The organism is Paenibacillus sp. GCM10027628 (genome assembly GCF_042676385.1).
Lineage (GTDB): Bacteria > Bacillota > Bacilli > Paenibacillales > NBRC-103111 > Paenibacillus_E.
Window position 1 is genome coordinate 470,907 of sequence record NZ_JBHTHA010000002.1, and the last position, 14,621, is coordinate 485,527.

13 protein-coding genes are annotated in these 14,621 nt (G+C 48.1%); 1 reads left to right on the forward strand and 12 read right to left on the reverse strand.

Annotation, left to right across the window (positions count from 1 at the left end):
* Positions 1-3: 3 nt before the first annotated feature.
* The 10 genes from ACFQZT_RS03285 to ACFQZT_RS03330 form a co-directional block, all read right to left on the reverse strand.
* Entirely contained in the window at positions 4-1,470 is a 1,467-nt protein-coding gene (locus tag ACFQZT_RS03285) for a spore germination protein (protein WP_379296492.1), read from the reverse strand.
* Positions 1,471-1,696: 226 nt separating this feature from the next.
* Positions 1,697-2,245, reverse strand: coding sequence for a hypothetical protein (locus ACFQZT_RS03290; protein ID WP_379296494.1), 549 nt, complete (start codon positions 2,243-2,245; stop codon positions 1,697-1,699).
* 122 nt (positions 2,246-2,367) lie between these two features.
* The gene (locus ACFQZT_RS03295) at positions 2,368-3,177 is read right to left on the reverse strand and encodes a carbohydrate ABC transporter permease (protein ID WP_379296496.1); all 810 of its coding nucleotides are present in this window, start codon (positions 3,175-3,177) and stop codon (positions 2,368-2,370) included.
* Positions 3,174-4,124: a carbohydrate ABC transporter permease gene (locus ACFQZT_RS03300; RefSeq protein ID WP_379297938.1), complete on the reverse strand. Its 951-nt coding sequence runs from the start codon at positions 4,122-4,124 to the stop codon at positions 3,174-3,176. The genes ACFQZT_RS03295 and ACFQZT_RS03300 overlap by 4 nt, the downstream gene beginning before the upstream one ends.
* Before the next feature lie 35 nt (positions 4,125-4,159).
* The gene (locus ACFQZT_RS03305) at positions 4,160-5,473 is read right to left on the reverse strand and encodes an ABC transporter substrate-binding protein (RefSeq protein WP_379296498.1); all 1,314 of its coding nucleotides are present in this window, start codon (positions 5,471-5,473) and stop codon (positions 4,160-4,162) included.
* Between the two features lie 250 nt (positions 5,474-5,723).
* Positions 5,724-6,857, reverse strand: a complete 1,134-nt coding sequence (locus tag ACFQZT_RS03310) for a response regulator transcription factor (RefSeq protein WP_379296500.1) — start codon at positions 6,855-6,857, stop codon at positions 5,724-5,726.
* Positions 6,858-8,567, reverse strand: coding sequence for a sensor histidine kinase (locus tag ACFQZT_RS03315; protein WP_379296502.1), 1,710 nt, complete (start codon positions 8,565-8,567; stop codon positions 6,858-6,860).
* 124 nt (positions 8,568-8,691) lie between these two features.
* On the reverse strand, positions 8,692-10,383 hold the full coding sequence (locus ACFQZT_RS03320) for an amylo-alpha-1,6-glucosidase (protein WP_379296505.1): 1,692 nt from the start codon (positions 10,381-10,383) through the stop codon (positions 8,692-8,694).
* Positions 10,384-10,556: 173 nt separating this feature from the next.
* Positions 10,557-10,844 carry a late competence development ComFB family protein gene (locus tag ACFQZT_RS03325; protein ID WP_379296507.1) on the reverse strand — a complete coding sequence of 96 codons (288 nt, stop codon included), beginning with the start codon at positions 10,842-10,844 and terminating at the stop codon, positions 10,557-10,559.
* Between the two features lie 134 nt (positions 10,845-10,978).
* The gene (locus tag ACFQZT_RS03330; RefSeq protein WP_379296509.1) at positions 10,979-11,674 is read right to left on the reverse strand and encodes an aspartate/glutamate racemase family protein; all 696 of its coding nucleotides are present in this window, start codon (positions 11,672-11,674) and stop codon (positions 10,979-10,981) included.
* A 135-nt stretch (positions 11,675-11,809) separates the two neighbouring features.
* Here ACFQZT_RS03330 and pdxR point away from each other — a divergent pair, with 135 nt between their 5' ends.
* A complete protein-coding gene (gene pdxR, locus ACFQZT_RS03335) occupies positions 11,810-13,231 on the forward strand; it encodes a MocR-like pyridoxine biosynthesis transcription factor PdxR (RefSeq protein WP_379296511.1) in 1,422 nt (473 codons plus the stop codon).
* Between the two features lie 77 nt (positions 13,232-13,308).
* Here the strand turns inward: pdxR and ACFQZT_RS03340 are convergent, their stop codons facing one another.
* Positions 13,309-14,019: an anti-sigma factor domain-containing protein gene (locus ACFQZT_RS03340; protein WP_379296513.1), complete on the reverse strand. Its 711-nt coding sequence runs from the start codon at positions 14,017-14,019 to the stop codon at positions 13,309-13,311.
* A 3-nt stretch (positions 14,020-14,022) separates the two neighbouring features.
* Positions 14,023-14,589 carry a sigma-70 family RNA polymerase sigma factor gene (locus ACFQZT_RS03345; protein WP_379296515.1) on the reverse strand — a complete coding sequence of 189 codons (567 nt, stop codon included), beginning with the start codon at positions 14,587-14,589 and terminating at the stop codon, positions 14,023-14,025.
* Positions 14,590-14,621: the final 32 nt, after the last annotated feature.

Genomic DNA, 14,621 nt, shown 5'->3' on the forward strand with positions numbered 1-14,621 from the left:
CCGTTACTCGTCGATGTCTTTTTTATGTTTCGCTTGAGAGCGGTTAAACCTCGGCTTGTCCTCATTCCGCGTAAAATTTGAACGTCCGGACAGCCATGGAAAAGGAAGACGGACGACGGTATCCATCATGTCTCTCCATCGTGGTGGAAAAATCGGATGCATGTATGGATGTCCGAGACTCGTCTGACGTAATAGATGAATAAGTAAGAAGCAAAGTGAAAACATAATGCCAACCCCGCCCCAAATTCCTGCGGCGATTATCATTGGAAAACGGACAAACCGAATGCTGACCCCCATTAAATAGATCGGTGTCGTAAAGGAAGACAACGCGGCTAATGCGACTATCAAAATTAATATATTGCTCGTAAATCCGGCTTGAACGGCAGCTTGTCCAATAACGATACCTCCTACGATACCCATCGTCTGTCCGACCTTGGTAGGCAGTCTTGCCCCCGCTTCGCGCAGAAGTTCAATCGTCACTTCAAGAAATAAAGATTCGAACAATGGCGGAAACGGGACCCTTGACCGCGACTGTGCTAATGGCACGAGCAAACTGGGAGGAATAACCTCATAATGAAACGTTAAGGCAGCCACATAAGCAGGGGTGAGCAAGATGGAGATCAGAATCGCCAGGAACCTCAGTCCTCTAACGAACATGGCGATATTCCAGTGCAAGTAATGATCTTCCGGCGATTTGAAAAAATCCAGAAATGTGCTTGGACCTACAATGGCAAAATTGCCCCCATCGACAAGCACGACAACTTTGCCTTCCAGCAAGCTAAAGCTTACACGGTCCGGTCGTTCCGTTAGCATCAATTGAGGAAAAATGGTCATTGAATTATCTTCAATAAGCTGGGACAATAACGAACTGCCAACCACACCGTCTATTTTCAATTCAGAAATACGCTGCCGCATAGTCTGAGCGGTCTGTTCCTCGGCCACTTCTTTGATGTAAAGCAATTGGACCTGGGTTCTTGTTATCTCACCGATCTGGAACGATTCCGTGCACAAATTTTCATGCGAAATGTAGCTGCGGACGATTCCAAGGTTGGTTTGCAGCGATTCCGTAAAACCAAGCTGGGGCCCGGTCACATTCGTCTCGATTTCGGTGATAGAAGGAGCACGTTGCGGGCGTTTGGATGTATTGACCATGACGGCATCGGAATGGCCGACCTTATATACCAACGTCCAACCTCGCAAAATCATGGCAACCGCTTGTTCGATCAAACAAGTTAAACTTGTCTCACCGACGGGGATCGCTTGCGCAAGCTCCTCCATGCTGAGCGCTTCAAGATGGAGTTGCTGCAGCGTAGTCAGCAATTGTTGATGAACAAGTTCAGAGTCGATCAAGTTGCTGATATATATGAGATTCGCCTGATCCTTTACAGTCTTGATCACAAGATCCGAGCTTTGTTGGAGAGTACTTTTGATCGTTTCCTCGAGCAGTTCAGCAGAACCCGGTATATGCATGGAGTCACCTTTCACCCGTCATTCAGTCATACAGACATGCCAACTTTCTCCATTTTCAATTAGTATCCATCTTTTTACTGTAGACTATGCATGTAAGGTAGCGGATAGCTCCTGATTCTCCATCCTCTCGTCTGAAAAGATGAAAAATATCGTTGCACGAATTCAAACGCATAACCAATAAAAAAAACAGGCATGCCGGATCTCCAGCTGCCTGCTTCTTAAAATTTTATACAAATGCATGAATCAAAAATAAAACGGTAAATGCGATACCGGAGCGCAGATGCCATTTTCGATCTAACCGCTTGTACCTAAACAAGCCGGAGATCGGCACCGGAAGAAGAACAAGAAGCGCAAGTAGCCCGCTTAGGTTATGGAAGTCGAACTTAAAACCATACATAAATACGGCTGCTGCGTGGAGAACAATGAGCCCAATAGCAATAATTGCAACAGGCGTATGCCATCTGCGCGCAAAGCGGAGCAGCACTATCACCCATTTCTTGAGGACCTCCATTCGATCCCATATCCGCAGTCTGATTATGATTGCCAGTACATAATTAGCCAGAACGAAAAACAACGCAAGTCTGGCGTTCGAGCCGTAATTTTTATACGTATGCTCGAAAGACCGGCTATGAAGAGACACTGCGGGTAGCTTCATAATCCCCCATAGTCCCCATATGATGATTACCGCAGAAATGATGACGGCTACGATAACCCCGAGTCTTTCTTTTTGGGGAATCCAAGTTGATTCAGTTCGGGTTGCTTGCCGGAAAGCCACTTCAATTCATTCCTCTCCTGTCATTTGAAATTAATATACGTTATATTTCTTAAAAATAAATGAACAAATAAAAAAAGCCAGATCCCTCCGCGTCGGCGGATGGACCTGACCTTTGTGTGCCATTATTTAATACCTGTATTTGCAATTCCTTGTACAATATGACGCTGAGCCAGGAAGAAAATAAAGAGCGGCGGAATACAGATGAGAGTCGTTACCGCCATAATCGAGGTCATATCGACACCGAACATCCCTCTGAACTGAGCCAGACCTAGCGTAAGCGTATACTTGCTGGCATCATTTAAGAAAATTAGCGGCCCCAAATAATCATTCCACGTATCCATCATATTGAAAACGCTGACGAGAATAAGCGCCGGCACCATTAACGGCACAAAGATTCGCAAATAGATGCCGAATGCGCTGGCCCCATCTATGCTGGCCGATTCTTCGAGCTCGCGCGGCAGGGTCAACAGAAATTGGCGGAGCAAGAAGATAAAGAAGGGCGCACCGAACCATGCCGGCACAATCAACGGCTTTAAGGTATTGATCCAGCCCAGCAGATTAAACTCCATGTACAGCGGGATCATCGTTACATCCCAGGGGATCATCATCGTCGCAAGCAAAATCATGAAAAGGACATCTCTGCCTTTAAAGCGAAAACGCGCAAAACCGAAAGCGACCATTGACGATGAAATCAGCTGCCCCATATTGCAAAGAATCGTAACGGTCAAAGAATTTTTCAAAAATTCGTAAAAGGGCTGAATCGTCCAGGCATGAACGAAATTTTCCAAGTGAACGGCGGAAGGAATCCATTTCGGCGGAAACATGTAGATTTCTTCCGGCGATTTGACCGCAGTTGAGACCAGCCAATAAAATGGCATCAGAAATAACAAGGAGAAGAAAATTAATAAAAAGTAAGTGAGCGCTTTTTTCATTTGGAGCCCTCTTTTCCCCGTTTGCTTCCCTTATGCTGCTTGACTTCACTCTCGTAGAAAACCCACATACTTGAGGATTTAAACACAAGAAACGTGAGGCAGAGCACGATCAGAAACATAACCCAAGCATTCGCGGCGGAGTATCCCATGTGAAAATATTTAAACGCATTCTCATATACGTACATGGCGTAAAAATAAGTCGACTTGAGCGGTCCTCCGCTCGTTAATGTCAACGCCAGCGTCAATTGCTGGAAAGCCGCAATAATCGAAGTGATTAAATTGAATAAAATCGTCGGACTCAGCATCGGCAGTGTGATGGAAAAAAATCGTCTTACCGCATTCGCTCCGTCCATTGAAGCGGACTCGTATAGATCCGCAGGGATATTTTTCAAACCTGCCAGATAAATGAGCACCATCGAGCCCTGCGCCCATAAACTTGCGCCAACCATGGCAGCCAGCGCCCAATTCGGGTCGCGCAGCCAATCAGGACCGGTAATTCCAATCAAGGAAAGCACATAATTAAGCAGTCCATATTCCCCGCTGAATATCCAAGACCAGATCATCGAGAGCGCGACACCGGATATGACCGAAGGCAAGTAGAAAATCGTCCGGAACAAGCCGCTTGCTCTGATTTTCTGATTCAGCAGCATCGCCAGCAGCAGGGATACAGCGAGATTAAGCGGCACCAGCATGAGTGCGAACTTGACGGTCACCCCTAACGAATGCCAAAAAAGCGGATCATCCGTGAACATGTTGATATAGTTTTGCAGTCCGATAAAATGTCTTTGCCCTGTAATCGGCCAATCGTACAAACTGATGACCAGTGAAAATAACAATGGTCCCATGGTGAACGATACGAAACCTATGATCCAAGGAAGAACGAAGAGGTAGGGGGTGATCCTACCCCTCTTCAGTGTTGTCCGGCGGAGGCGGATGCTTTTGGCCATCTCTGTCTGCATGTTTCATTCTCCATTCCGGTTCGCTATTTAATAAATTTCTGTGAATCCTTGACCGCCATGTCCAAAGTTTCTTTCGCGTTTTGACCTGCAATGATCGCATCGATCGCGGAAGTCAAATTGCGGTTCACTTCATTCCATTTGGCATTAAGCAAGAAGGCCGGCGTGTTGTCGGAAGCTTCCAGCATTTTGTAGAACGGTTGATAGATCGGGTCCTGGTTCAGCTTGAGCTGATCCGCCACGCTTTTTCGAACAGGCAGATCGGCCGTTCTCATCTTGATAGCCACGTCAGAAGCGTAGAATTTCACAAAATCCCAAGCTTCTTGCTTGTGTTTCGAGTTTTTGGAGATCGAGATGGCCGACTCAGCAACGACGCCTTTGAGCGGTTTCCCCGGGAAGGACGGCATTACAACGGTGCCCACATCGATACCGGTCTTCTTGAAATCGTCCAATGGCCAAATGCCGCTTTCCCACATCGCAATTTTGCCGGCTTTGAACACATCGTCACCGGATTGCTGGTTTTTGCCGCCAACCACTACGCCGACTTTCTGCTTGAGCATATCGCCGAGAAGCTGCGTAGCTTCTACAGTTTCCTTGCCGTTCATAAATCCTTCGATGGTCTTGCCATCTGGGCTGATAAAGCTGCCGCCGTTGCTCCAGATCATACCTTGGAGATCATAAGGATCATTGGAGGCCCGAATTCCGATGCCGTACTGCTTTTTGGACGGATCCGACAATTTCTTAGCCGCATCCTTCAGGTCATTCCAAGTCCAGCCTTCTTTCGGGTAAGGCACACCGGCCTGGTCGAACAGCTTTTTATTGTAATACATTATCCTGGTCGTAAAACCGGCGGGCAAGCCGTACGATTTTCCATCTACTTTCACGTAATTAAAAAGTCCCGGATAAAAATCGTCGCGTTTCAAATCCGCATCTTTGTTCATCAGATCGTCGAGCGGCTCCAGATTGGCGTCATACGTAGGGAAATCCCACATGTACATAACGTCAGGGGCGTCATTGGCGCCGATGGCTGCTGCCAGCTTCTGATCAAAGCCGTCGCCATAGGCCTCTACCTGAATTTTCGTATTCGGGTGAGACTCCTCAAACTTTTTCGCGATATCCTGCTCAATCTTCAGCGCATCTCCGGTATCCCAAGTCGCGAAGCGCAGCGTCACTTTGGCGCCACCTCCGGAACTGTCTTTCGTCGTACCTGTACCGCTTGCAGCCTTTTCTGTTGCGGCCGCTGTCGGCTTGCTTGTATTTCCCTCTGAAGCTCCACACCCTGCTGCCATCATTGAAAGCGTCATCAAAACGGGAATCACAACTACCATGGAACGTTTCATGGGAACCCCTCCTTCATATATTGGTTGAATCGCTTTCATTATAAATCCGTATCCGTTTGGTCTGAACCGAGGATTGAACGGAATGTGGATGAATGATGTCCGTTTTTCTTTCCATACTCGGCGGCAGGTGGAAATTTGTTCGGCGTTTGGTTTCTGATTTTATGTTCTTGGCTCTTCACCTCAAGGGCGAGCGAGCATGATGAGAAAAAAGTTCTTTGCAAAACTGCTGCAAAGAACTCATTCACAATGCTTATTGCTTTTTCACGTTGCGGAACTCGCTCGGCGTTTTGCCTGTGCAGCGTTTGAACCATTTGCTAAAATATTTGGCATCGATCATGCCCAGCTTATCTGCAATATCTTGTATGGTCATATCGGTCGTCGTCAACAGCTGCTGGGCAGCCTTCAGCTTCGTTCGATACGTATAAGCAACGAATCCCTCGCCTAACGTCTTCTTGAACAAGCTGCTGAGATGGCTTCTGCTTAGACCCACCTCGCGAGCTACATCGGAGACGGACAATTTCTCTTCCACCCGCTCGACTATCAATTTGACGGCATGGGCGATCGGCTCTGGCCAGGATTCGGGGTTGACATTGTACGTATGCTCGATCTCCGTCTGGCGATATGCCCGTTTCACGGCATCCATCCATGCGGCGATCCCCTGAACAGGCCCTTCCTTGATCCAGCGCAGCTGCGGATACCGGCTTTTCATATCGTTCAGCTGCTTGTCAAACTCCTTGCCGTTAGCAGCAGGTACAAACAAAAAGTACCGGTCCTCGGCGAATTTGACCATCTCAAACGACCCTTGAGCGGCCATTTCCTTCAAATAAACTGCAGCATCCGCGGTTACATGGGCTGCCAGGTAGATGAAACTCGTCTCCAGCACCCACTGCCATTCCTTAGCACTAGGCATCGACTCCGTAAGGCTGCTATCGATCCCGTACAACCAGTCGAGAAATTGTTTTTGGCTCTCTTGCTTGCGCAGCAGCTTCGCATGGCCAATTTCATTTTGAAATTGCTGGAGAAACTCTTCTAATTCATCGTCATTATAGGATGTTTTCAATACATAACCCGAAGCGCCAAGCTTCAGCCCCTGCTGCACAAACCCGAAATCGCTGTGACAGCTTAGCAGCAAAATTTTGGTGTGAGGATCGTGTTCTTTAATTAATTTGGCGAGCTCAATTCCGTTCATTTCCGGCATGACAATATCGGTGATGACCACTTCCGGCCGCTCGGTCATATAAGCATCCCATGCTTTGGTCCCGCTGGGTGCATCTGCGACGACCTTCATCCCGTATTTTTCCCAAGGAATGGTCGCTTTTAACCCTTTGCGAATAATTGCTTCGTCGTCCACAAGCATGACGCCAATAAGAGTCTCTTGAACCATCTACAGCTGCTCCTCCCCATAAGGTAACCGAATCGTAATGGTCGTTCCCGCGCCCAGTTCGGATTGAATGCGAAGACCGTATTTATAACCAAAATGCAATTGAATGCGCTGGTCGACATTAAACATGCCAATCCGTTTCAACGATTGTCCGGATTCATTCGAATCCAGCAGACGAGCAAGCGTTTCAGGCTTCATCCCTTTGCCATTATCCGCCAAAGTCAGAATCGCATCTCCCTGATCCGCCTCGATCGTAAGTTCAATTGTCCCTTCTCCGTCTTCGAATCCATGGAAAAATATATTTTCGACAAGCGGCTGAAGCGTCATCCTTGGTATGTGTACCCGCTCCAAAGCAACCCCCTTATTCGTAATCGCATAAGAGAAGACGTTCCCGTAACGATACTGCTGAATGTTCAAAAAATGATCGATCAGCTCTAATTCCTTATCTAAAGTGACGATTTCTCGGGTAAAATTCAAATTCCCATCCAGCACCTTCGTCAGATGATAGATCATCTTGTTCACGTCCTGAGCGCCCTGCAGCCTCGCCTTCCATTGAATGGAGGCCAGCGTGTTTAAGAGCAGATGAGGATTGATCTGAAAATGCAGCGCCCGAAGCTCCGCTTCCTTCTTCAAGCCCTCCGCGCGGCGCACTTCACCGATCAGCGTTTCCAGCTGAAAAAGCATATTGTTGAAGCTGAACGCAAGCCTGCCCAGCTCATCTTCCGAATCTACCTCCACCCGTGTCTCCAATCGCCCGATGCCGACCAGCTGGATCGTTTCCTTCAGACGTTTGATACGCCGGATGAATCTGGAGGATATCACGAAGGAGAGAATGAGCGCAACTAGTAAAGCGACGGCTGCCGCCAGTATGGTGAACGTGCGAATGAGCACGGACGATTTATAAAACTCACTGTAAGGGATGCGAACCTCGATGCTCCAATCGGTCACTTCCGAGGATTTGACCCAAACGACGTCTGTCGGCTTGCCGCTAAAACCGGGCTCCGTTTGGTATATAATCCGGCCTTGTCGGTCCGTCAATTTCATATGCGCATGAGTATCTGCTTCGAATTCCTTGAATAACGCCAGAAGCTTATCGGCACTTCCTTCGATCAGGATATGACTGCCTTCCAGAAAGCTGTTCTGGTTCTTGATTTCAAACAACAGACCGATAACTTTCTCGCCGGGACTTGTCAGTCCGCTTTTATAATGCTGGGGTTCATAAATCCCAAACCAGTAGCTATCCGGATAGCTGTTCACATTTTCGAAAAGCCGCTCTTCCGTAATCTTCTGCACATCGATCATACTTTCACCGTAATAATAACCGGATTGGGTGATGATGAATATTCCTTTGGTATCGATCGTTTTATGCGCTTTCAAAAATTGTTCCAGCTGCTGCTCATCTTGAAAGCCTTTGTACGTTGTAGGCACTTCCTCATGCAGAATCGTAAATTTGGGGTCGAGCAAATAGGCCAAAATATCGGTTGCCGTATATTTCATCTGCCGCAAGCTGGAATCGATCTGAAACTGCAGTTGGGCCACGGAATTGTTGCCGTACAAACCAAACTGCTGATTGATCATCTGCGACGATTTCAAATAGGAGAAAAAACCAAACAGAAGCATCGGAATGGTGGCGACCAGCATGATAAACAGAGTGAGCTTGGTTTGCAGGCTTTGTTTTGTAAATTTCAATAGGCGACTGAATTGCAAACGCATACATCATCAACTCTCAATTTTCGACATATGAACTATTATAGCATGGGCTGCATGAAGAGGGGCACTGGCGAAAAAAGACAAGCCTTAAACCGGGGACCTGCATCCCCGGCATGTATGATTCGTATTAGGTTCGACCTGCTTGGAAAAGTTCGTTAGCCAGAATGAGAAACACGCTAGACGTCCAAGTAAAGGCGCGATCCCGCAGCCCTTCTCCTGTCTGGGCATCATAATTTTCCGCCATCCCGCTCTTCGCGGCCATGCGGCAGAAGCGCTCCGCGATATCAAGTGCAAACTCATGCTCTCCGCAAGCTTTCAACCCTTCCACGATCAGCATCGTGGAAGGCGCCCAAATCGGCCCCCTCCAATAGCCGTCCGCTTTATAAAATTCACTGCTCACGCTTTCGGTTGCAAAACCGTGCTCGGTCAGAAACCGTCCTTGCTGCTTCAAGCCGATCAGAAGCTTCTTGACGACGTCCTCCGGCAGCCTCGATCCAAGCACAATCGGCAGGAACAACTGCAGACTGTCGCCGACACTCGGCTTACGGCTTACGGAAAGTCTGGCTTCGAATGCCTCCCCGTTCCAGAAATGCTTCAGCATGGCTTGCAGCATCTCTTCCGAACGCTGGTTCCATCTCGATGCCTCGTCATGCAGCCCGAGCTTCTGCGCCAATTGGCCCAGCACATCCATCTGCAGTACGAGGAATGCGCATAAGTCCGGAGACTCCAGCGGTACACCCAGATGAAAAATCGTGCTGTTGTCCCAGCCGCTATCGTTGCCATGATTGTAAGCCGGAATCCCGTCATGATCGGTATCCCGGTAACGGAACCAGAAGTTCGTCCAACGTGCCAGAGGTTCGTACACATCCTGCACACGTTCATCCGTAATCCAATCGGTCTGCTTCATCATCCAAGCCAGCGTCCACCCGTGAATAGGCGGCTTGCAGCCGTTCCATAATGCATATTTATCATTCATGAAATCCGCCAACATGCCGGATTCATGCTGCCGGTCAAAAAAGATCATGAACTGATCCCAAGCGAGCTCGGGGTCGTTGTGTACGAGCGCCATCGTATTGAAGCAATGATCCCAACTCCAGATGTTGGTCATCCAGTTTTTGGACATATACATCGCTCTGCGCGGCAAATAACCCTCGGGTTCGACGACACATGACCACGTAATATAGGCGGCAAGCTCGCGCGCCTCCTGATATTCGGGCGGGCACGTCGGCGTCTTCGCGAGGTAGGATTGAAAGTGGGCTTCCGCACTATTGGAAGCGCATTCTTGAAAGTCCGATCTAGGTACGACTTCGTATTCATGAATCAACAGCTCCATGGAGTCCTTCTCTTCCACAGGGCAGATGTCAAACGTAATGCTCCGGCATCTTGAATGCTCCCATGGGGCATCCATTTCTATCTGGCCATGACGCATCTGAAGAGCATAACGCCGCTCCTTCGAGTAACTATTCAGTTCAATGAAATTCCCCATCGGAATGGCATAATCGTACGTATCGTTAACGACGATAAGCCTTAGACCGATCCCCTGCCCCTGAATCCGAATCACGTCATGCTCTAAGAATGAAATCGCGATTCTACCCCAGTCTGTCTCCAATTCCAGTAACGCAGGAGTAACTTGATAGCCGTACGGCACAGCCAGGCCCTCCCAAGTTGCTTCCATTCGAAAGAGGAGTCCGGACTTTTCATCGCCTCCGCGTACGCTTTTAATATAAATACCTTGATCTTGACCGTTTGAAGCGCTTTCGGTTACAGCCAAGAATGATCCAAATCTGCTGAATGGCACTTCACTTAATTGAAAAAGCATGGCTTCACCTAGTCTCTTCCCTTTTATAGTCGGCAAAACTTCATTTCACGAAAATATTACATAAAAAAAAGCCCCCTAAGAACGGTTTTCTTAGCGGACTTATGTGTCAATTCTTCGCTTTTTATTCGAAATTGACAGATCGGTGTCATTTTGTTTGATTTTTCGTGTCAAAATTAATGATGATCGATTTCGGCATTTACATGATTTTGGTTATGCTCTACGACCAAAGCCGCGCGCATCAGCTCTCTCATGACATCGGACTGCAGCTGGGGATTTAAATAAAGGGTTTTGATATAGAGTTGCCCTTTTTCGCTTGACGTGTATTTGGGAGGGATGCGATTTAAAACCAGCGCAAGAATATCCTCCTTGCATTGCTCACACTCGCATTTAAGCGCATAGCTTTTTTGAAACTCTTCGTACATATTGCTGACGATTGTTTCAACTGCATTATATAGTCCCATGTTTTTCAGACTCCCCTATTTAGAGATCGTTCAAAGTTCTCAAACCAGTATCGTCCTCCTATTAAATCATGGCGTCTGATCAATATCAATCCACCTTAATGCTTATATTTAAACACGAATATGTTTGGTAAGTGTTAGGTCATGGCTAAAGCAAACTCTACGCTTTCCTCTGCATGAATGCGAGTCGTATCGAATAGGGGGATGAGGGTATCTTCCTGCTGAATGAGTAATGGGATTTCCGTACAGCCTAAAATGATTCCTTCCGCACCCTCTATGTGCAATCGTTCTATGATTTCAAGAAACTTCGCTTTGGATTCGGGGTTGCAATTGCCTTTGAACAGCTCGTGAAACAGCACACTGTGGATGAAATCTCGCTCATCGCTTTCCGGAATGATCGCTTCTATCCCTTGCATTTGGAGTCGCTCCCGATAGAATGCCTGCTCCATCGTATACCGCGTCCCCATAAGGCCCACTCTGCGGAGTCCTTGCTTTCTGATCCTGTCCGCCGTGACGTCGACAATGTGCAGCAGCGGAATTTGAACGGATGCGCGTACGGCTTCAGCCATTTTGTGCATCGTGTTTGTGCAGATGACGATAACGTCCGCTCCGCCTGCCTCCAGCTTTTGCGCGGCTTCCACCATGATCCGGGTTGCGTCCTCCCATTCTCCGCTTTCCTGAAGCTTGGCGATTTCTTCGAAATCGAGCGATACCAGCATACATTTGGCCGAATGTAATTTGCCCAAGCGCTCATTCATGATCCGATTGATATGACGATAATATTCCGTCGTTGATTCCCAGCTAAGTCCACCAATTAAACCGATCGTTTTCATTTTACATGCTCCTCAACCTTTATTTGCAATACCATCTTGAAGACATCATAATATGAAGTAATCTGGTTTCAAAAGATCCACGTTTTCATCATTTTGATAGTGCCAGATTCATTCACCAAGGATGGGAGAGCCCTCATGCTGCTTATTGTGGACAGAGAGAAGGAGCACACATTAACAACTCAGGTTTATGAACAACTCCGCGAAGCCATTTGGAATGAAGTCCTTCAGGTAGGCATGAAGCTGCCATCCTCCAGAGAACTTGCTTCGCAAAGCGGCGTCTCCAGAAATATTATTATGGAAGCTTACGATCAGTTGCTTGCTGAAGGCTATTTGGAAGTGCGTCCACGCTCAGGTACCTATGTAGCGGAAGGTTCTTCGATGCGCTTGAAGCCCGTTTCCGAAGCAACTTCCGGCAGTGGTGCAGAGATATCTACCAAGCAATCCGGCCGCACCGTCATCGATTTTCATGCGAGCCGCCCGGCGACGGATTATTTTCCACGCCACCTTTGGGGGCGACTGGCAAAAGAAACTTGTTACGAATCTCCTGAGCATTCGTTTAGCTATATAGAGCCTGAAGGCGCTTTTGAACTAAGACGGGTATTGGCTCCTTATTTGAGACAAGTCCGGGGTGTCCGCTGCCAGCCCAATCAAATCCTCATTACGAGCGGTGCCACACAAGCTCTTTATCTGATTACCAAATTGCTCACGCATCCGCAATCCTATATCGCAGTCGAAGACCCCGCGGCAAGCGAAATGCGCACGATTTTCACATATGCAGGTGCAGAGGTACGACCCATACAAGTAGATGATAAAGGGATCCTCCCTGATCGGCTGCCTTGTACCGATAGACCCAGCTTCATCTTCGTCACCCCCTCCCATCAGTTCCCGCTTGGCGGCACCTTGCCGATTCAAAGACGGATTCAATTGATAGAATACGCGAGAGCGATGGATTGCTTCATTGTCGAAGACGACTACGACAGCGAGTTCACCTACGACGGCGTCCCCGTTCATTCCATGCAGGGGCTGGATCCGGAGAAAGTGATCTACGTTGGAACTTTCAGTAAAATCCTTTCTCCTTCCTTGAGAATCGGTTATATCGTTCTCCCTCACTCACTTTTGGCAGCGTTTCAGACGAACAAATGGTATTTAGACCGGCACACATCGGCGCTTGAACAGCTCATCCTCGCCCGATTTATCGAAAAAGGGCATTTGGAGCGGCACATTCGCCGCATGAGAAAAGTGTACCGCAAACGCAGAGAGGTGCTGATTAAAAGTCTGGCTGAACAATTCGGGGATGTGGAGATTCTTGGACATGCCGCAGGGATGCATCTTGTTGTCCGGTTCGAGGGCATTTCTTTTGACGACGAACTGCTGAGGCAGTTCAAAGAAGAGGATGTGATTGTGTATCCCGTCGAACAATTTGCTTTGGCTAAAGGCACCTATGCGAATAGCATCGTGCTCGGTTACGGAGGGCTAACGGCCGATAAAATTAAAGAGGGCATACGCAGAATGAAAGATGTCATGATGAGAAATGAAAGGTGGTTATCGCTACTTTAATTCAGCAGCCTCTCGTTTAAGATCAATTTCAAGCAGAAAGCTAGGCGGGAACGGAACCCTGCCTAGCTTTTATCCTGTTACGAAGTACCTAACACTTTTTTCCCCCTCGGCTGAGTGCCGTTCGGATCCGGCTCCAGCGTGACGCCGATGGAATCAATCTGCAATTCTTTGACACGAACATCATAGGTCAGAACGCCGGTGCCTTTATCATCTACGCGCAGCGTTCCGCAATTATATTTTTTTCCGTTATGATTCAGCCAAACCTGATAGGCCCAATCCCCTTGGGTTTCCTTAAGCCCGGACAAATTGACGACGACGTTATGGATGTCCCCGTGCTGAACAACCCATGCGGTGCCTGCGGCTAAAGGCATTGAACTGTCCACGGATTTCAGCGTATATGTGCCTACGATCTCGGCTGGATTTCGCAGCATTGCGCTTGCCTCTTCGTTCGACCGGGTGGTCGTGCTGTAGTTCCACCAAGCTCCAACGATAATGCCAAGCACGATAACTGCGACCGTTCCATAAAGCCACGTAAATGATTTTTTGTGTTTTGGCGCTTCGGCCGGCACAATCGATTGCATCACTTGCCGCTTCAAATCCGGCGGAACGTCCACTTCTTCCATCTGATAAGGGAGCGTTTGCCATACCGACTGGAGTTCGCGCAGCTCTTCTTGACAAGAGACACAAGTTCGCAGATGCCGTTCAAAAGCAGCACGCTCCAGCTCCGTACACTCGCCTGTTAAATAGTTGATAATAAAGCCGCAGTCTACAGGTTCATGTTCGTTCATACGTCATCCCTCCCTCAGTGATGTCAGATGCTTGCGCAGTATTTTTAAACATTGGTGCAGACGGCTTTTCACAGTTCCTACCGGTTCATTCTTTTGGATTGCAATTTCGCTTAACGAATAGCCCTCCCAGTACATCAGCTCGATCAATTCGATCTGATTCGTTGAAAGATGGACGTAAGCCTGTTGGATCTGCTCCCCCATCCATTTACGCGATAGAGCGGACTCTGGACCGGGTTCTCCGGAAATCAAAGTTTGCTCCCATTCTCGCGGCTCGAACCGTACCACTTCGTTAAGTTTGCGGTTCTTGCGTACATAATCGATCGTAATGTTACGAGTGATCGTAATGATCCAGTTGACAAAGCCGCCTTTACTTGCGTCATAACCTTTTTCTGTCGTCCAGAGCCGTGTAAACACCAGTTGCACGATTTCTCTGGCAGCTTGTTCATCCTTCATTGATTTCATAGCAAACGAATACACCAGCTTGGCGTAACGATCGTAAAGCTCTTCCAGTGCTGGAGACTCCTTGCGCATGACCAGCTTCATGAGCTCCCCATCTGTTCGATTTCGCATGGTTCGGCACACCCCGAGTCGAAAATGACGTT